Here is a 17,837-nt window from a genome sequence, read left to right on the forward strand (position 1 = left end):
GCACTCGCCGTGAACCGTCGATCGTCTGGTTCGGGTGGAATGTGGATCAGCTCGATACGCTCGGGCCCATGGACACCAGCAGGCAGACCCGCGTGCGCCAGGCGCTCGACGACTTCTTCGCGCCCAGCGAGCCGACGTCCGCAGCCTGGGTGCTCGACCTGTTCCGGCGCACGGCCGGGACCGTGCCCGCGTATCGGAAGCTTTTGCGGGACAACGGGATCGATCCCGCGTCCGTCACCTCGTTCGCGGACTTCCAGCGGCTGCCGCTGCTCGACAAGCCGAGCTACCACGAGCGGTACCCGCTGCCGGAGCTGTGCCGCGACGGCGTGCTCACGGGCTGCGACATGATCGCCGTGTCGTCCGGGTCGAGCGGGCGGCCGACGATCTGGCCGCGGGCCCTCGAGGACGAGCTGCGGGTGGCGCGGCGGTTCGAGCAGGTGCTGGTCGACGGGTTCCACGCGGACGAACGCACGACACTGGCCGTGGTGTGCTTCCCGCTCGGCACGTGGGTCGGCGGCCTGTTCACGCAGGCGTGCGTGCGGCACCTCGCGGCCAAGGGTTGCCCGGTCACGGTGGTGGCGCCGGGCAACAACAAGGCCGAGATCCTCCGCGTGCTGCCGGAACTGGCGCCGCACTTCGACCAGGTCGTGCTGCTGGGCTATCCGCCGTTCGTGAAGGACGTCGTCGACACCGGGCTCGCGGAGGGCGTCGACTGGCCCGCGTACCGGATCAAGCTGGTGCTGGCCGGTGAGGTGTTCAGCGAGCAGTGGCGTGACCTGGTGTCACAGCGAGCCGGGATCGCCGATCCCGTCCGGGACATCGCTTCTCTCTACGGCACGGCGGACTCCGGCGTGCTGGGCAACGAGACCGCGGTGTCGGTGGGCATCCGCAGGTTCTTCGCGGACCATCCCGATCTCGCCCGCGAGGTGTTCGGCGACTCGCGGCTGCCGACGCTGGTGCAGTACGACCCGGCGAGCAGGTTCTTCGAGGTGCACGACGGCACGCTGGTCTTCACCTCGGACGGCGGCATCCCGCTGATCCGCTACCGGATCGCCGACGAGGGCGGGATACTCGGCCACGCCGAGCTGCTGGAGTACTGCGCCCGCAACGGCTTCACTCCCCCGCCCGGTCCGGAGCTCCCGTTCGTCTACCTCTTCGGGCGGTCGCTGTTCACCGTGTCGTTCTTCGGCGCGAACGTCTATCCGGAGAACGTGACGGTCGGACTGGAACAGCCCGGCATCAGCGACACCGTCACGGGGAAGTTCGTGATCGAGTCCGTGGAGAACGAGGATCGCGACCGGTCGTTGCGGATCACCGTCGAGACCGCGCCGGGCAGGACCGCGGACGCGGCGGTGATCGCGGAGTCGGTGCGGGCCCAGCTGCTGCGGCTCAACAGCGAGTTCGCGCACTACGTGCCGGCCGAGCGGCAGTTGCCCGAGGTCGTGCTGCGGCCGTCCGGCGATCCGGAGTACTTCCCGGCCGGCGTGAAGCACCGGTACACCCGGCGGGCCTGACAGCGCATTTTCCTGGCGCCGCGTCACCGTGGGCCGGCTGGCCGGGCGTGGGGCTCCGCTTCCGATCGCGGCCGCCGGCGTGACCACAAGGCCAGCAGGCACGCCGCGAACGCCGCGCCGGTGAGCAGGATGTGGATCGCGCCGCCGAACCTGGTGGCGAACGTCAGATCGGTGCGCAACGGCACGGTGTCGACCATCAGCTCGTCGGTGAACATCCCGGTCGACTGCACCACGCTGCCGTCCGGGCGCACCACGGCGCTCACGCCGCTGATCGCCGCCACCACGACGGCGCGGCCGTGTTCGATCGCGCGCAGGCGGGCCATCGCGAGCTGCTGGTAGGTCATCTCGCCGCGGCCGTACCAGGCGTTGTTCGTCGGCACCACGAGCAGTTGCGCACCGGCGGCCGCGCTCTCGCGCAGCACGTAGTCGTAGGCGACCTCGTAGCAGATGCCGATGCCCACCTGCGTTCCCGCGATGTCCAGCACTCCCGGTTCGGTGCCCGCCTCGAGGTCCGCCTGGTCCGCGAACGGCGTGAAGATCCGGGCGAGCGAACGCAGCGGGATGTGTTCGGCGAACGGGACGAGCTCCTGCTTCGCGTAGGACTCGCCCGCGCCGGTGGCGGGGTCCCAGGCGATGACGGCGTTCTGCCCGCCGCGTGACGCGCTCACCAGGGTCGGCACGCCGAGGTCGGCTATGGCGGCGTCGAGCACCGGGTCGCGGTCACCGGTCCTGGTCGCGCTTTCCGGCCACACCACGAGGTCCGGCTTCGGCAGCGCCCCGCCGCGGATCAGCGCCGCGAGCTCGCCGGTCTTGCGCAGGTGGTTGGCACGCAGGGTGGCGCCCTCGGTGAGCAGGCCGAGCCCGATGTCCGGGGCGTTGCCCTGGACGACGGCGACCGTACGCCGGCCGCTCTGCGAGTCGACCGAGATCAGCGGACCGACGGCGAGTGCCGCGGCGATCGGGACCACGGCCCAGGCGCGGGACCACCGCACCCAGGCGGCCAGCCCGAACCCGGTCAGGACCACCGCGAACGTCACCAGCGGCGCGCCCCCGACCACGGCGAGCTGCCCGAACGGGCCGTCGACCTGACCGAACGCGACGCGGCCCCAGGGAAAGCCGTTGGCAGGGACCAGGCCGCGCGCGGTCTCCTGCAGCACGAACAGCGCCGCCGCCCACACCGGTGCGGCGGGCAGCCGGGAGACCAGCGGGAACAGCGAGCAGACGCCGCAGACGAACAACGCCATCAACGCGCTGAGCAGAAGCCAGGGCCAGGGCCCGAAGTCCGCGCCGAGGAAGTGCTGGATCCACCACAGGTGCGGCAGGAAGAACGCCAGCCCGAACGCGAACCCAAGGCCGGCCGAGCGGCGGGCGGCCGCGCCCTTGAGCGCGAGCCACAGCACCACGAACGCGGGCACGGCGAGCCACCAGAGCGTTCGCGGCGGGAAGCTCAGCGCGAGGGCGAGACCGCCGACCGAGGCCGCGCCGTAGCGCGCGAAGTCAGCCCTGTGCAACGGACACCCTCGCCCGGCGCAGAACGAGGTACGCGCCACCGACCAGCGCGATCCCCAGCACGTAGGCCATCACCAGCTCGGGCACGCGACCGGAGAAGTTGCCCGCGAGCGGCGGAACCAGCAGCGCGAACACCCCGGTGAGCACGGCGACCCTGATCCGCCACGTCCCCACCGGCAGGCAGGCGGCCAGTGGCAGCACCGCCCACAGCAGGTACCACGGCTGGACCACCGGCCCGAGCACCACGACCAAGCTCATCATCATTCCCAGCGCCGTCACCGGAGAGATCCCGCCGCGCAACTGGCGGTGCACCACCACCGCCATCCCGCAGAGGATCAGCACGAGCCCCGCGATCCGTGCCGAGGAAATCATCGCCTGACCGCTTTCCGGGCCGAACACCGCACCCGCCAGATAGCCCGGCCAGTTGGTCGGCGCCATCCAGCTGTTGATCTTCGACGGCGTGCCGAGCGCCCGCACCCAGCCGAACCCCGCCCCTCCGGCCATCGACGTCGCGACCGACACCACCACCGCGGCGGCCACCATGCCCAGGCCGGCGAGGACGAACCGGACCCAGCCGCCGCCCAGCCTGCGGGCGAGGGCGGTGCCGACGACCGCGAGCGCGACCAGCGCGGGCAGCTTGACCTGCGCTCCGAGTCCGATGAGGACGACACCGGCGGTGAACGGCCACCACTTCAGCTCGGGCAGCGCCTGCAACGCGATCACGGTGCCCGACAGCATGAGTCCGAGCATCAACGCGTCGTTGTGGACACCGCCGATGAGATGCCACAGCACCAACGGGTTCAGCACGCCCAGCCACAACGCCGCACGCTCCCGCACACCCGCCATCCGTGCGAGCCGGGGCACCGCCCACACGACGAGCAGCAGTCCCGCGACCGCCGCCAGCCGGTACAGCGCGATGCCGAGCACCGGGTCGCCCCCGGTGATCCGGGTGATCATCCCCTCGACCGTGCTGAACAGCGGCCCGTACGGCGACGGCGTCTCCCGCCAGTAGACCCCGACGCGCGCCACCGCCTCCGCGCTCGCCCCGGCCGCCGGGCTCACGACGTTCGGGTCGAGCCCCCGCGCGGCCACCTCCCCCTGGGCGAGATAGCTGAAGACGTCCCCGCTGAACAGCGGCGGCGCCACCAGCAGCGGCCCGCACCACCAGGCGAGCGTCCGGCGCAGCCAGTGGGCGTCCGGCGCCGTGCGCCCGAGCAGTCCCCACGCCAGCACGACCAGCCCGGCGCCCGCGATCGCGGCCCCCAGCGCGAACGCCCCCGTTCTGGCGCTCACCGCCCACGCCCCGGCGGTGAGCAGGACCGCGCCGCCGAACCCCGTCCAGCGCAGCAGGTCCGGGGTGGTGTCGGTGGTGGTGACCGCGGTCGGCCAGCGGTAGGTGACGGTCGGCGTCTGCACGGAAGAGACAGTGCTTTCCGGACGGATCGTCACGCGTCCGACTGTGGTCGCCTCTCGATGTACGCCTGAAGGATGATCTTTTCTAGCCGAGAGTCGGTCAACCTCCGGCGAAGTCGTGGGTCATCCACACCGTTCCCTTGGCGTCGCGGACCACCACGATGCCGATCCGGGTGGAGGATCTGCTGAGGATGTTCTTGCGGTGACCGTCGTTCGGCGGCTTCTCGTCGATCATGGCCTGGGTCAGGCCGAGCGCCATCCTGGAGATCGCGGCGATGTCGTCCTTGACCGGGCCGCCCTTGCCGACGTTCTCCGCGACGGAGCTCCACCGGACGCCCGCCGCCGTGCTGCGCTCCCCGAGGCCACTCTCGCCGGGGCATTGGTGCGACAGGCCGCAGCCGTTGCTCATCATCGCCCTGGTGTGGCGGTCGGCCGCGACGACGAGGGCCGGGTCCACGGTCAGTGGCGGCAGGCCCGCGGCCGCCCTGGTCTCGTTGATCAGCGCGAGGACGCGTTCCGCCGGTGTGGCGACGCGAACCGGCTCCGGCGTCTGCGTGGTGGTCGTCGTCGTGGTGGTCGTGGTCGTCGCGGGCGACGACGTGGTGTCCGCCACCGAAGACGACGTCGTGAGCGTGGTCCGGGTTGGCGTGTCGGGAATCGCCACGGCGGCCGGCTGGTCGGACGGGAACAGGACCATGGTGCCGGCCACGCCGACGAGTGCGCAGATGGCCGCGGCGCCCGCCACGACGAGGACCGGCTTGCCGCTCGCGATGCCCGCGAGCTTGCCGAACACGCCCGTCGCCTCCGCGAGGTGAGTGGGTTCGGACACGAGCGCCGCGGGTTCGGGCGTGACGTCGGCGAGGTTCTCGAGCAGGTGCGGCAGGTAGGCGGCGGGGATCACGAGCAGGGCGGCGCCGGTCAGGACGCGTTCGACCGGCATCGCGTCGTCCACACCGCGACGGCAGCGCCCGCACTCGTCGACGTGGCGCAGGAGCCGCTTGCGCCACAACGGGTTCGGCTCGCCGTTCCAGCCCTGCGCCGCCCTGTCCAGAGCGGCGCAGCGCGGCTCCGCCGACACCGCGCGCACCAGGTGGCGGATCGTCTCGAGCCGGCCCTTGAGCCTGCTGACTCGCACCGTGACGGCGTGGGCGCCGAGGTCGAGCGCGTCGGTCACCTCGGCCCTGCTCAGCTGGCCGACGCGCTCCAGCGTCCACAGCGCGAGCAGCTCGCGGTCGGCCGGGTCGAGCCAGCGCGCGGCCTCGTCCACCTCACGCCGTTGCTGGGCGAAGTGCAGGCGGGACAGCGCGACCTCGACGAACTCGGCGCCGGGATCGGCCCTGTCGTACTCCTCCAGCGGCGCCGGCGCGAGGCCGCGGCGCCGGTAGTGCTCGCGGACCTGGTTGATCGTGACGGCGACGAGCCACGACCGGAACCGGTCCGGCTCCCGCAGCGCGTCGATGCCGCGGATCACGCGGACCATCGTCTCCTGCACCACGTCGTCGACATCCGCGACGGCGTGCAGCGCCCGACCGGCGACGTTGTAGACCAGGGGCAGGCAGGCCGCGACGACGGCGTCGAGCGACGCCCGATCACCGGACCGCGCGGCCTGCACCTGCTCCGCGTCCACCTGCCCCAGCCACTCCCGACCCGTCACTTCCGCACCCTTCACCCGGCAACTGTCCGTACGCCATGGGAGACCGGCGAGTCTCACCTCAGGTCACAGAAACCGGACTGATTGGTGAGCCAGGTCACACGGCGACGACCGCCACGCCGGTCCGCCCGCCGTCGACGTCCAGCACGATGCCGTGCACGAACTCGGCGTCGTCCGAGGCCAGGTAGACGGCCGCGGCGGCGATCTCGCCGGGGTGCCCGGACCGGCCAGCCGGGGTGCCGTGCATCATCCGGTCCGCGTACCCGCGGGTGGAGTCGTCCCAGTCCGCCGAGGCGATGACGCCGGGCGAGATGGCGTTGACCCGGATCCCCTGCGACCCGAACTCCGACGCCCACGCGCGCGTGAACGTCTCCATGGCCCCCTTGCTGGCGCTGTAGATGGATCCGCTGGGAACACCGAGCCTGGTGATCCACGAGCCGAGGTTGATCACCACGCCGCCACCGGCGCCGATCATCGCGGGGACGAGGGCCTGCGTGAGGAAGAACGGCGCCTTCACGTTGACGCCGAAGACCCGGTCGAACATCTCCTCGTCGGCAGTCGGGGTGGACGACGGCGGGTAGATGCCGGCGTTGTTGACGAGGATGTCGACGCGCCCGCCGAGCAGGTCGGTGGCCTCGGCGGCGAGCGCCCGGCTCGCGGCGGAGGTGCCGTCGAGGTCGGCGCGGGCGAAGCCGCCCTTCCCGCCCTTCTCGCGGATCTCGGCGACGACCGCCGCTCCCTTCGCCTCGTCGCGCCCGGAGACGACGACGTGCGCTCCCTCCTCGGCCAGGGCGACCGCGATCGAGCGGCCGATGTTGCTGGTGGAACCGGTGACGAGGGCTGTCCTGCCCTGCAGACGTTGTGCCATGCCCTCGAAGTTAGGAGCGAATTTTTGGACCGGCAAGTCCAGAAGTTCAGCCTCGGAGGTGGTCGATGAGGGTGTCCATCGCCGCCTCCAGGTGCACGACGCTTCCCGTCGACATGAGCACCAGGACACCGCCCTGGACGCCCGCGATGAACGCGGCGGAGACCCGTTCGGGGTCCAGGTTCCCGCGCACCAGACCGGACCGCTGCATCTCGCTGACCCCCTGCCGCAGGTGGAACTGCCACTGGCCCAGCAACGCGCTGACGACCTCGTGCGCACCCGGTGTGCTGCCCAGCTGCCCCATCAACGCGCCGAGCGGGCAGTGCCGCCCCTGGGCCCGGTACCGCGCGACGACCGAGTCCCGCCACCGCTCCCACGCCGCCCACGACGTGAGCGCGCCGAGGTGCGGCTGCTGGTCGTCGAGGACGCGCTCGGCCTCGTGCCGGGCCACGGCGAGGAAGAGCTCCTCCTTGCCGTCCGGGAAGTAGTGGAAGATCTGGCCCTTGCTGGTGCCGGTGATCGCGCGGATGTCGTCCAGCGTCACGCCCGCCGGGTCGTCGCCGCGCAGGTAGGCCGCCGCGCCCTCGATGATGCGCTGCCTGGTCGCGCGCCCCTTCGCCGTGAGTGCCATGACCCAAGCCTAGATTTTCTGGACTAGCGGGTCCACTGTGGTTGACTGGGACCATGCTTCCGTGGGAGGGCACACTTTCCGGTCGGCTCGACCGGCGCACCGTCGACTCCGCACTGCTGCGCGGCAACCCGCTCGGCGACCCGCACGAGCGGCCGCTGTGGGTGTACGTGCCGCCGGGCTACGACGACAGCGCCGAGCGCTACCCCACCGTCTACCTGATCCAGGGCTACACCGGGCACGTGGCGATGTGGGCGAACCGCGGGCCGTTCCGCCAGCCGTTCATCGAGACGGCCGACGCGGTGTTCGCGGAAGGGACCCCGGGGTGCGTCGTCGTCTACGTCGACGCGTGGACGACGTACGGCGGGTCGCAGTTCGTCGACTCCCCCGGCACCGGCCGCTACCACTCGTACCTGTGCGACGAGATCGTGCCGTGGGTGGACGCGCACTACCGCACGATTCCGGACCGCGAGTCGCGGGCGATCGCGGGCAAGTCGTCGGGCGGGTTCGGCGCGATGATCACGCCGATGCTGCGGCCGGACCTGTTCGGCGCGTTGGCCACGCACGCCGGTGACGCGCTCTACGAACTCTGCTTTCCCCCGGACTTCGGCAAGGCCGCACGGGCGTTGCGCGGATACGACCACGACATCCAGAAGTGGTGGGCGGACTTCCAGGGCCGGACGGCGTTCACCAAGCCCGAGGACATGACCCTGCTCGGGGTTCTCGGTGTCTCCGCCTGCTACTCGGCGCGCGAGGACGGCACGCCGGAACTGCCGTTCGACCCGGTCACCGGCGCGCTGGAACCCGAGGTCTGGCAGCGCTGGCTCGACTGGGACCCGGTGCGGATGGTGGCGGGCAACGCCGACGCGGTCCGCTCGCTCAGGGCCGTGTGGATCGACGCCGGCACCAGGGACGAGTACTTCCTCGACCTGGGTGCCGAGGCGTTCCACAAGGAGATCACACGGGTTGGCCTGCCTGCCGAGCGCGTCCACTTCGAACTCTTCGACGCCGGTCACGGCGCGATCGACTACCGCTATCCGCTTTCCTTGGCGTGGCTCGCGAATAAGCTGGCTCGATGATCAGTGAAGTGACGCTGCGGCCCGTCGAGGACGCCGATCTGGACGTCCTGTTCGAGCTCATGCGCGACCCGGAATCGGTGGCGATGGCCGCGTTCACCACAGAAGATCCGGACGACCGCGCCGCCTTCGACGCCCACACCCGCCGCAACCTCGCGAACCCGGAGACCACGAACAGGGTGATCGTGGCCGACGGGCGGGTCGTGGGCAGCATCGCGAGCTTCGTGATCGAGGGCGACACCGAGATCACCTACTGGGTCGACCGCGCCGTGTGGGGGCAGGGCGTGGCGGGACGAGCGGTGGCGTTGCTGCTCGACGAGGTCACCGTCCGGCCGCTGCACGCGCGCGTCGCGAGCGACAACGCCGGTTCGCTACGGGTGCTGACCAGGGCGGGTTTCGAGATCGTCGGCACCGACGTCGGCTATGCGGCGGCACGGAAAGCCGAGATCGAGGAGACGATCCTCAGGCTGGGCTGACGAACTCCTCCGTGCCCAGCACGCCGAGCAGCTGCAGCTTCTCGAACGCCTCGGTGCGCGGCGGCGCGGTCAGCACCAGCAACGCCTGCGACTGGTCCTCGGTGAACAACGCCTGGCAGTCGACCTCGATCTCGCCGAGCCGCGGGTGCACGATCACCTTGTGGTCCTCGAACCGCTTCGCGACCTCGTGCCGCTCCCACAGCTCGGCGAACTCGGCGCTCTCCCGGCGCAGGACGCGGACCAGCTCACCGGCGCGCGAGCGCGGACCCATCGACGCGTAGGCGGCACGCAGGTTCGCCACCTGGGCGCGGCCCTGCCGGTCCCGGTCGTCCTCGGGGTAGATCAGCCGCTCGGCCGGGTCGGTGAACCAGCGGTAGATGCCGCTGCGGGCGAGGCCGGTGAAGTGCGAGGAGTCGCCGTACAACGCCTCCGCGAACCGGTTCTGCACCAGGACCTCGCCGAGGTTGGACAGGATCAGCGCGGGCGTGTCGTCGAGCCGGTCCAGCACCCGTTGCAACGCCGGCGCGACGTGCGTGGCGGTGAGCTGCGGCGACGGGGCGTTGCGGCCGGCGACGCGGAACAGGTAGTCGCGCTCGTCGTCGCTGAGCCGCAGCGCGCGGGCCAGCGCGGCCAGCATCTGCTCGCTGGGTTGCGGACCCCGTTGCTGTTCCAGCCGCGTGTAGTAGTCGGTGGACATCGCGGCCAGCGCCGCGACCTCCTCACGCCGCAGACCCTGTGCCCGCCTGCGCGCCCCCACCGGCAGGCCGACGTCCTGCGGCCGCAGTTCCTCCCGGCGGCGGCGCAGGAACGCCGCGAGCTCCACCCGATCCATGACCCCAGTATGCGGGCCCGGCGAACGTCAACCAGGGATCGCCGATCCCCCGACAAGCGCTCTCTGCCGCACCCCTGCCGCAGGTCCGAAGCTCGGTGCATGGACATCACCGGAAACACCGTCTTCATCCCCGGCGCCACCAGCGGCATCGGCCTGGCGCTCGCCCTCGCCCTGCGCGAGCGCGGCAACACCGTGATCGTCGGCGGCCGGCGCACCGACCTGCTCGAGAAGATCGCCGCCGAGCACCCCGGCGTGGAGACCGTCCGCATCGACACCGCCGACGCCGGTTCCGTGCAGGCCGTGGCCAAGGACGTGATCGCCCGCTTCCCCGAGCTCAACGTGCTGATCGCCATGGCCGGCATCATGCGCGTCGAGGACTGGCGCGGCGCGGAGTTCCTGGAGTCCGCCGAAAGCACCGTCACGACGAACGTCCTCGGCCCGATCCGCCTGATCGCCGCGTTCGTCGAGCACCTCCAGACCCGCCCGCACGCCACGATCATGACCGTCTCCTCGGGCCTCGCCTTCACGCCGCTGCAGGTCACGCCGAGCTACAACGCGTCCAAGGCCGCCATCCACATGCTCAGCGAGTCGTTGCGCCTGCAGCTCGCGGACACCTCCGTGGAGGTCGTCGAACTGGTGCCACCGGCTGTGCGGAGCGACCTGCTGCCGGGCCACGCGGAGAACGAGAACGCCATGCCGCTCGACGAGTACATCGCCGAGACCATGAGCATCATCGAGACCCAGTCCGACCTGCGCGAGATCCAGGTCGAGCGGGTGAAGTTCCTGCGCTACGGCGAGGCGCGCGGCGACTACGACCAGGTGGTAGCGGCGCTCAACAGTGCGGACCCGCACGGGAAGTGAGGGGAACGCTCAACGCCAGCAGGGCGGTGTCGTCCTCGACGCCGTCGCCCAGGCTGGTCAGCAACCGGGCCACCGCCTCGATCACCGCGGGCGCGGTGGCCGGGGCGAGGCCGCGCAGGTCGCCGAGCAGCGCTTCCTCGCTGTAGCGGGTGTCCGCGTCGACCCTGGCCTCGGTCAGCCCGTCGGTGTAGAGCAGCAGGGCGTCGCCCGGCGCGAGGTGCACCTCCGCCGTGGTGAACCGGGGGTTCGGCAGCACACCCAAAAGCTGGCCTCCCGTCATCCACACCAGCTCCGCGGTGCCGTCGGCGCGGACCAGCAGCGGTGGGGTGTGCCCGCCGTTGGCCAGCGTGACGGTGGCACCGCCGTCACCGGGCCGGATGCGGCCGTAGATGACGGTGCACAGGCGTGGGGTGGTCTGGTAGAGCATGGTGTTAAGGTGCTCGAGCACACCGGTCGGCTCCGGCTGGTGCACCGCCGCCGCACGCAGGGTGTAGCGCGCGAGCGACGTCACCACCGCCGCCTCCGCCCCCTTGCCCGACACGTCACCGAGGAAGAACCCCCAGGTGCCGCCGCCGAGCGGGAACATGTCGTAGAAGTCGCCGCCGACCTGGTCGAGCGACGCCGGGTGGTAGAAGGCCTCGGCCTGGATGCCGGACACGTCGGGCAGAGCGGGCGGCAGCAGCGTCTGCTGCAACGTCCTCGCGAGCTGCTGCACCCGGTCGCGCTCCCGCTCGGCCTGTTCTCTGGCCCGCAGCAGCTCTTCCTCGTACGCACGCCGGTCGCGGGCGATGAACACGGCGGTGCGGATCAGCGGCGTGCCAGACCCGGACCTCACCACCGACATCAGCAACACCGGCAGCCGCGTGCCGTCCGTGGCCTTCATCTCCAGCGCCACCTCGCCGACCTCGCCCTGCATGTGCAGCAACGGGGCGAAGTGGGTCTCGTAGTACATACGGCCACCGACCGTGAGCAGGTCGGCGAACCTCCTCCGCCCCACCAGCTCGTCGGCGGAGTGGCCCAGCCAGCCCAGCAGCGTGGCGTTGACCTTCACGATCGTGCCGTCCGGCAACGTCGAGACGTAACCGCACGGAGCGTTGTCGTAAAGGTCCTCAGCGCTCTCCTCGGGCAACACCGGCTGGTCAGGCCAGGTCATCGGGAGTCCACGAAGTCGAGGATCGCCGCCGTCGTGACCTCCGGCGCGCTCAGCTGCGGGCAGTGGCCGACCGCGTCCAGCGTCACCAGCCGGCTGCCGGCGATCTGCTCGTGCGTGAACCGGCCGACCTCGGGCGGCGCGATCGCGTCCACCGCGCACTGGATCACCAGCGTCGGGACCGTCACCTTCAGCAGGTCCGCGCGGTTGTCGGACAGGAACGTGGCCCTGGCGAAGACACGCGCGATCTCGGGATCGGTCCGGCAGAAGCTGTTCGTCAGCTCCTCCCCCAGCTCGGGCCGGTCCGGGTTGCCGACGATCACCGGCGCCATCGCCGCCGACCAGCCCAGGTAGTTCGACTCCAGTGCGGTGAGCAGCTCGTCGACGTCCTGCGGGCTGAACCCGCCGCGGTAGTCGCCGTCGTCCACGTAGCGCGGTGACGGGGTGAGCAGCACCAGTTTCGCGAACCTCTCCGGCTCCGCGTTGGCCGCCAGCACCCCGATCATCGCGCTGACCGAGTGGCCGACCAGGACGACGTCCTCGAGGTCGAGCTCGCGGCAGAGGGTGAGGACGTCGTCGGCGTACCCGCCGAGGTCGCCGTAGCGGTCGGCCGACCAGGCCGAGATGTCCGAACGCCCGCACCCGACGTGGTCGAACAGCACGACCCTGCACCGTTCGGCGAGGCCGGGGACCACGCGGCGCCACAGGTTCTGGTCGCACCCGAAGCCGTGCGCGAGCACCACGGCCGGGCCGGACTCGCTACCGGTCACCACGACGTTGTTCCTGCGCACGACATCCACCAGACATACTCTAGGTGGCCACGGTGTGATCTCCAGTCGACGCGGGTACCACCGCCCCAGATGCTCAGGGGAAGGACCACCACCATGTTGCGCCGTATGGCCGTTCTGCCTCTCGCGCTGTTGACCACCGCGGCGGTGATCGACGTGCTGCATCTGCTCACCGGAAGCGCCGCGCTCGCCACCGCGGCCTGGCACCTCATCACCGCCGGCCTGTTGCTCGGCATCGCGGTGATGGCGGCGCAGTGGCTCGACCGGCTGTTCGGCGAGACGGCGGTCCGCACGTCCGGACGCGACCTCGCCGTACTGGCCGCTCTCCTGCTCTTCGGTGCCAGCTGGGTGTTGCGGCTCGGCCAGCCCGGGTGGGAGCCGACCTGGGCGGCCGTGCTCGCCGGGTGGTGCGGCGCGCTCGGCATCTGCGCGGTCGCGCAGGTCCGCCTTCCCCGCCGCCGGGTCCGGCTCGGCGGCGCCTCCGCCCGCTGACGCACCCCGGTGAGCGTCCTGATCAGACGGAGGAACACGGCCTGGAACCCGGCACTTGCCGGCCGTCGCGCACGGCATCCGGGGAGCGGGACGACGCTCCCGCACGTGCTCGCGTCCGACACCGGTGCCGTCCGGCTCTGCGAGCGGGCTCGGGTTCCGGCTGCGGCAGTGGGCCGAACCGCTGGTCCTGACTTTCCCTGGGGGTGGCATGAAGCAGGTTCTAGGGATACGACCCGCCCTTTTGCAGTCATCGTGGTCCCTGCTCGAAGCGGACGGGCGCCCTGGCGGGCCGGACCGGTGGTGCGGGATCCCATACGATGATCTGCGCCGTGACACGGTCCGCGAGGTGATCGCCGCCGGTAGCGTGAGCTCATGCCACAGATCACCGTCGACTACTCCGCCGAACTGAGCGAGGCGTTCGACCGCCGCGCCTTCGCCGTCGCGCTGCACCGGACGCTCTCACCGCTGGTCAGCTCGGAGGAGGCCGCGTTCAAGACGCGGCTGCGGCAGATCGAGGAGTCCGTGATCGGGGATGGCTCCCCCGCGGCGATGATCCACATCCGGGTCGGGCTGCTGTCCGGGCGGCCGGTCGAGCTCAAACAGGAGGTGGGCCGGGTGAGCATCGAGATCGCCCGGGACCACCTCGAGCCGGTGGAGGGACTGCCGACCCAGGTCACGCTGGAGGTGTACGACCTGGATCGCGAGCAGTACCAGAAGCTGGTGCTCTGAAAACCGATGCGCCCATGCGAATTGCTTATGGAACGCAGACCCTGTGGACAACCCTTTATCGAGCAGCCAAGCACTTCAGCCACCATCAGCGGAATTAACTGAAGTCGATCGCACGCCCAATTAGGGGAAAAATCCTCGGATCGTCATCGGGTCCCGCCACCACCCGCTAATGTCAAAGCTCCGACCCGGTGGCAGCCGAGTCGGAGCTTTGAGGCTCTAGGTCAGATCATCACCTGGGCGTGACGATCCACATCGATCGAGCCAAATTTCATCGAGTCCGTCTCCAGGTCGCCTGCATACGCCGGAACGTCCTCAGATGACCGCTCGGTGGTTGCGCCGGCCGGCGTGGCCCCGAGCGGGCCCGTCAAGGTCATGATCGCAGCGGCTGCGATCAGGCCCAACGAGGCCACAGACCCAGTCTTGGGACGAGTGCTCATTCAAACCTCTATCCGATGTTGTCCCCGACCGGATAGATCATCCTGCATCGCCCTGTCCCAGCTCGCGCCGCCCCTACGCGCCGCAGCCCTGACGTACCCCGACCGTGATTGGTCGAGACCAATTTCGATCAAGCGGCATTGCGCGCACCCCTTTTCGCGAAAACGGATGCACTTTCCGTGAAAGAGGCACCAGAATGGTGGACCCCCAATACGGTGACTGGAGGAACAATTCCATCGCACGAAGACTACGGCACGATTTCGCCGCCCGCCCGTTCGTCCGTCTGAGATGAAAGACGTGCCTGAGGTATCTCGGGTTGCGTGAATCGCGCGAGTTCGTCCAGATGGGCGGCGATCAGGTCGGCCTTGCTGTCGCCGATGTCCCGGAACGCCGCGAACGAGGCCTGCCAGTGCTCGACCGCCGGCTCCAGCTCCCCCGCCTTCCAGGCGATCTGCCCCAGGACGTCCAGCACCACCGCTTCCGCTTCCCGGTCGACGCCCCGGCACAGCTCGATCGCGAGGGTCGCGTAGTACCGCCCCAGCTCCAGGTCGTCGGCCTTGACGATCGCGGCGAGCAGCGTCAGCGCGCGAGCCTCCCCTGGACCGAAGTGGGCGAGCTGGAACAGGGAGCGCGCGAGGTGGCAGTTGGCCTTGGCGCCGAACGAGTCCCCGAGGTCGAAGGCGAGCTGGGCGAGGGCGAGCCGGCTGCGCGCGTGGCCGAGGTTGTCGCCGAGCTTCTCCCTCAGGTGCTGGGCCTGGTACAGGTGCGAGGCCGCCTCGTCGAGCCGGCCGCCCTGGCCGCACGCCACGCCCAGCCGGTGCAGGATCCCGGCTCTCGTGTCCTCGGTGACGGCCAGCGCGAGCGCCTCCTGGTACATCTCGATCGCGCGGGGCACGTTGTGGGCTCCGCGCAGGCATTCGGCCTGGTTGCGCAGGAGCACGGCGAGCGTCTCGGGGTCGTCGCGGTCGCCGAAGATCGCCCGTGCCTCCCGGAAGCACCGGTCGGCGGACTCGTGGTCGTGGCGAACCGTCATGTGGACGAAGCCCAGGTTCTGCAACGTGTCGACCACGACGTCGATCTCGCCGGACTCCCGTGCGGCGGCGACGCCCGCCTCCATCACCGCGACCACGGTGTCGTTGCGCAGGTACCGCGAGAAGAGCTCGCCCGCGGAGTTGGCCAGGCGCCAGATCTGGTCCGGGCCGGCCACGTGCCGGATCACCCCGACCAGCGCGCCCTCCTCCTGGAGGCACCACCGCGCCACGTCGTCCTCGTCGGCGAACTGGCGCGGGCTCACGCCGGCGGGCAGCGCGAGCATCGGCACCTCCTGACGGAAGCCGACTACGCGGCGGTCGGCGTTGTGGACCGTGTGCGTGTACCAGGCGAGCATCCGTTCCACCGCCGCTCCGCGTTCTGCCGCGTACTCGCCTCGTTCCGCCAGTTCCGCCGCGTACTCACGCAGGAGGTCGTGCATGCGGTAGCGGTCGCCGTCCGCCGAGTCGACCAGCCGGGTCCACACCAGGGAGTCGGCGAGGTGCCGCGCCTCCTCTCGTTCGACGCCGGCCAGCGCGGCCACGATGTCGAGCGACACCTCACGCACCGGGTGCAGGCCGAGCAGGCGGAAGAGCTCGGCCTGCGCGGGTGTCAGGTTGCGGTAGGACAGTTCGAAGGCGTTCCGGATGCTGCCGGACGAGCCGTTGTTCAGTGACAGCAACGCGCGGCCGGTCGCCAGGACGCGGACGAAGTCGTCGAGCGATCGGCGCGGCTGGGCCGCCACCTGCTCCCCGATCAGGCCCATCGCGAGCGGCATGCCGTCCGCCAGCGCGGCCAGTCTGGCCACCGCCTCCGGAGCGGACGAAGCCCGGTCGCCCAGCCGGTTGCGCAGCCACGCGATGGTGTCGTCCTGAGCGAGCGGCTCGACGGTCAGGCAGCGGGCGTTGGCGTGGACGGCGAGGTCGCTCAGGCGTGACCGGCTGGTCGCGAGCACGACGCAGTTCGACAGCGCCGGCAGCAGCGAACGCACGTGATCGGTGTCCGCCACGTTGTCGAGCACGACGAGCATGCGGCGGTTGGCCAGCAGTTCGCGCAGCCGGGCCGTGCGGGTCTCCAGCGACGGGATCGCGTCGGCCGCCACGCCGAACTCGGCCAGCAGGTCCTTCACGACCTGGTGAGCCTCGACCCGCGGGCCGTGCGCGACGCCGTCGAGCGAGGCGAACCAGTAGCCGTCGGCGAACCTCTCCCGCACCGACCACGCCCAGTGCAACGCCAGGGTGGTCTTGCCGACTCCGGGAGGTCCGTCCAGCGCGATGAGGCGTGGTTGCGGGTGCGGGAAAACGAGGTTGTTCAGTTCCGCCAACGTCTTCTCGTGTCCGGTGAACGCTTCGGCACCGTGCGGGAGGTAGCGCGGTCGCGGACCGGGCGGCGCGGGAGTGCTGTGCCGGGCGTGTTGCGAGCGCAGCTCCTCGAACAGGATCCGGAGCTCTTCCTCCGAACCGTCGCCGATCCTCGCCTGGATCTGGCGCCGGACGTGCAGGTGGTACTGCACGACCTCGACCCGTTTGCGCAGCCCGAACAACGCCATCAGGCGATGCCGGGCCAGCATCACGTCGAGCTCGTGCTCGGGCTGGATCTCGTTGAGGTGCACCAGCATCTGCTCGTACCGGCCGAGCTTGCCCAGGCCGTACAGCAGGCCGTTCATGGCCGGCAGGTAGTGGTAGCGCACCACCGAGTCGCGGCGCTCGCAGGCGACGGTGCTGTCGAGGTCGGCGAACAGTTCGCCGGTCCACAACCTGATCGCCTCCTCGGAGAATGCGCACGCCTTCTCGAAATCCGGTGACGCCTGGTAGGCCGCCGCCTTCGCTTTCCCGGCGAGCTCCGTGAAAGCGTAGAAGTCGATCAGTGAACGGTCGACGTCCAGCTGGTATGCGCGTTCCACATTGGAGATGACGCCCGGCAGACCCGCCTCCTGCAAAGCCTGCCTGATCCGCGCGACGTAGGTCTGCAGGGTCGAGTAGGGATTGCTGGGCCAGTCGTCCGGCCACACCCATTCCAGGAACGTGCGCACAGGAACGGGCCTGCCCGCGTAGAACAGCAGAACCGCGAGCACGGCACGATCTTTCGGCTTCCCCCAGTCGACGCCGAAGCCATCTGCCGTCCTCAGGCCGGTTCGCCCGAGAATCCTGAATGCGATCTCCACCCGCGCCACCCCTCGCCAGGTGCTTCTCTCCCCCGCACAGTGTGCTCTGCATCACGGTGACTTTCCAGCGATGTTGTGAATTCGACGCCGGATTGGCGTACTGAAAGCGGCGTGAAACCACAATCAGTCCAGCACGCCTGGAAAACGCCGCCACCATTGCGCCGCCACGCCGTCCCACCTGCGCTTACAGCGGACTCACAGAGCACGGAAAGCGATTCGAGCAGA

General features: G+C 70.4%; 16 protein-coding genes. 6 read left to right on the plus strand and 10 right to left on the minus strand.

Annotated features, from left to right (window positions below; all coding sequences use genetic code 11):
- Nucleotides 1-68: 68 nt before the first annotated feature.
- Nucleotides 69-1,514, plus strand: a complete 1,446-nt coding sequence (locus ACRSBM_RS18420; RefSeq protein WP_434444762.1) for a phenylacetate--CoA ligase family protein — start codon at nt 69-71, stop codon at nt 1,512-1,514.
- Between the two features lie 23 nt (nt 1,515-1,537).
- Here the strand turns inward: ACRSBM_RS18420 and lnt are convergent, their stop codons facing one another.
- From lnt to ACRSBM_RS18445, 5 genes are all read right to left on the minus strand, one after another.
- A complete protein-coding gene (gene lnt, locus ACRSBM_RS18425; RefSeq protein WP_434444764.1) occupies nt 1,538-3,025 on the minus strand; it encodes an apolipoprotein N-acyltransferase in 1,488 nt (495 codons plus the stop codon).
- On the minus strand, nt 3,012-4,439 hold the full coding sequence (mptB, locus tag ACRSBM_RS18430) for a polyprenol phosphomannose-dependent alpha 1,6 mannosyltransferase MptB (protein ID WP_434444765.1): 1,428 nt from the start codon (nt 4,437-4,439) through the stop codon (nt 3,012-3,014). Before mptB ends, lnt begins: the two co-directional genes overlap by 14 nt.
- A 97-nt stretch (nt 4,440-4,536) precedes the next feature.
- The gene (locus tag ACRSBM_RS18435) at nt 4,537-6,090 is read right to left on the minus strand and encodes a sigma-70 family RNA polymerase sigma factor (protein ID WP_434444767.1); all 1,554 of its coding nucleotides are present in this window, start codon (nt 6,088-6,090) and stop codon (nt 4,537-4,539) included.
- Between the two features lie 94 nt (nt 6,091-6,184).
- A complete protein-coding gene (locus ACRSBM_RS18440; RefSeq protein WP_434444768.1) occupies nt 6,185-6,955 on the minus strand; it encodes an SDR family NAD(P)-dependent oxidoreductase in 771 nt (256 codons plus the stop codon).
- Between the two features lie 46 nt (nt 6,956-7,001).
- A complete protein-coding gene (locus tag ACRSBM_RS18445) occupies nt 7,002-7,583 on the minus strand; it encodes a TetR/AcrR family transcriptional regulator (protein WP_434444769.1) in 582 nt (193 codons plus the stop codon).
- A 53-nt stretch (nt 7,584-7,636) separates the two neighbouring features.
- On the opposite strand from ACRSBM_RS18445, the gene ACRSBM_RS18450 reads away from it, so the two are divergent.
- Nucleotides 7,637-8,659, plus strand: coding sequence for an alpha/beta hydrolase (locus ACRSBM_RS18450; RefSeq protein ID WP_434444771.1), 1,023 nt, complete (start codon nt 7,637-7,639; stop codon nt 8,657-8,659).
- Nucleotides 8,659-9,132 (plus strand): GNAT family N-acetyltransferase, encoded by a 474-nt coding sequence (locus ACRSBM_RS18455; RefSeq protein WP_434453108.1) that lies wholly within the window; start codon nt 8,659-8,661, stop codon nt 9,130-9,132. The genes ACRSBM_RS18450 and ACRSBM_RS18455 overlap by 1 nt, the downstream gene beginning before the upstream one ends.
- On the opposite strand, the gene ACRSBM_RS18460 is transcribed toward ACRSBM_RS18455, so the two are convergent.
- A complete protein-coding gene (locus ACRSBM_RS18460; protein ID WP_434444773.1) occupies nt 9,119-9,964 on the minus strand; it encodes a helix-turn-helix transcriptional regulator in 846 nt (281 codons plus the stop codon). The genes ACRSBM_RS18455 and ACRSBM_RS18460 overlap by 14 nt on opposite strands.
- Nucleotides 9,965-10,063: 99 nt before the next feature.
- Here ACRSBM_RS18460 and ACRSBM_RS18465 point away from each other — a divergent pair, with 99 nt between their 5' ends.
- Nucleotides 10,064-10,825 carry an SDR family oxidoreductase gene (locus ACRSBM_RS18465; protein ID WP_434444776.1) on the plus strand — a complete coding sequence of 254 codons (762 nt, stop codon included), beginning with the start codon at nt 10,064-10,066 and terminating at the stop codon, nt 10,823-10,825.
- On the opposite strand, the gene ACRSBM_RS18470 is transcribed toward ACRSBM_RS18465, so the two are convergent.
- Complete coding sequence (locus ACRSBM_RS18470) at nt 10,797-11,978, minus strand: SpoIIE family protein phosphatase (protein ID WP_434444777.1); 1,182 nt, start codon at nt 11,976-11,978, stop codon at nt 10,797-10,799. The two genes, ACRSBM_RS18465 and ACRSBM_RS18470, sit on opposite strands and share 29 nt — an antisense overlap.
- On the minus strand, nt 11,975-12,775 hold the full coding sequence (locus tag ACRSBM_RS18475; protein WP_434444779.1) for an alpha/beta fold hydrolase: 801 nt from the start codon (nt 12,773-12,775) through the stop codon (nt 11,975-11,977). The genes ACRSBM_RS18470 and ACRSBM_RS18475 overlap by 4 nt, the downstream gene beginning before the upstream one ends.
- Nucleotides 12,776-12,871: 96 nt before the next feature.
- On the opposite strand from ACRSBM_RS18475, the gene ACRSBM_RS18480 reads away from it, so the two are divergent.
- Both ACRSBM_RS18480 and ACRSBM_RS18485 read left to right on the plus strand, forming a co-directional pair.
- On the plus strand, nt 12,872-13,255 hold the full coding sequence (locus tag ACRSBM_RS18480) for a hypothetical protein (protein ID WP_434444780.1): 384 nt from the start codon (nt 12,872-12,874) through the stop codon (nt 13,253-13,255).
- 372 nt (nt 13,256-13,627) lie between these two features.
- The gene (locus tag ACRSBM_RS18485; protein WP_434444781.1) at nt 13,628-13,984 is read left to right on the plus strand and encodes a 5-carboxymethyl-2-hydroxymuconate Delta-isomerase; all 357 of its coding nucleotides are present in this window, start codon (nt 13,628-13,630) and stop codon (nt 13,982-13,984) included.
- Nucleotides 13,985-14,205: 221 nt separating this feature from the next.
- Here ACRSBM_RS18485 and ACRSBM_RS18490 read toward each other — a convergent pair whose 3' ends face one another.
- On the minus strand, nt 14,206-14,394 hold the full coding sequence (locus ACRSBM_RS18490) for a hypothetical protein (RefSeq protein WP_434444783.1): 189 nt from the start codon (nt 14,392-14,394) through the stop codon (nt 14,206-14,208).
- A 272-nt stretch (nt 14,395-14,666) separates the two neighbouring features.
- Entirely contained in the window at nt 14,667-17,612 is a 2,946-nt protein-coding gene (locus ACRSBM_RS18495) for an AfsR/SARP family transcriptional regulator (RefSeq protein ID WP_434444784.1), read from the minus strand.
- Nucleotides 17,613-17,837 lie beyond the last annotated feature (225 nt).

It is taken from the genome of Lentzea xerophila (assembly GCF_051094245.1).
GTDB classification, from domain to species: domain Bacteria; phylum Actinomycetota; class Actinomycetes; order Mycobacteriales; family Pseudonocardiaceae; genus Lentzea; species Lentzea xerophila.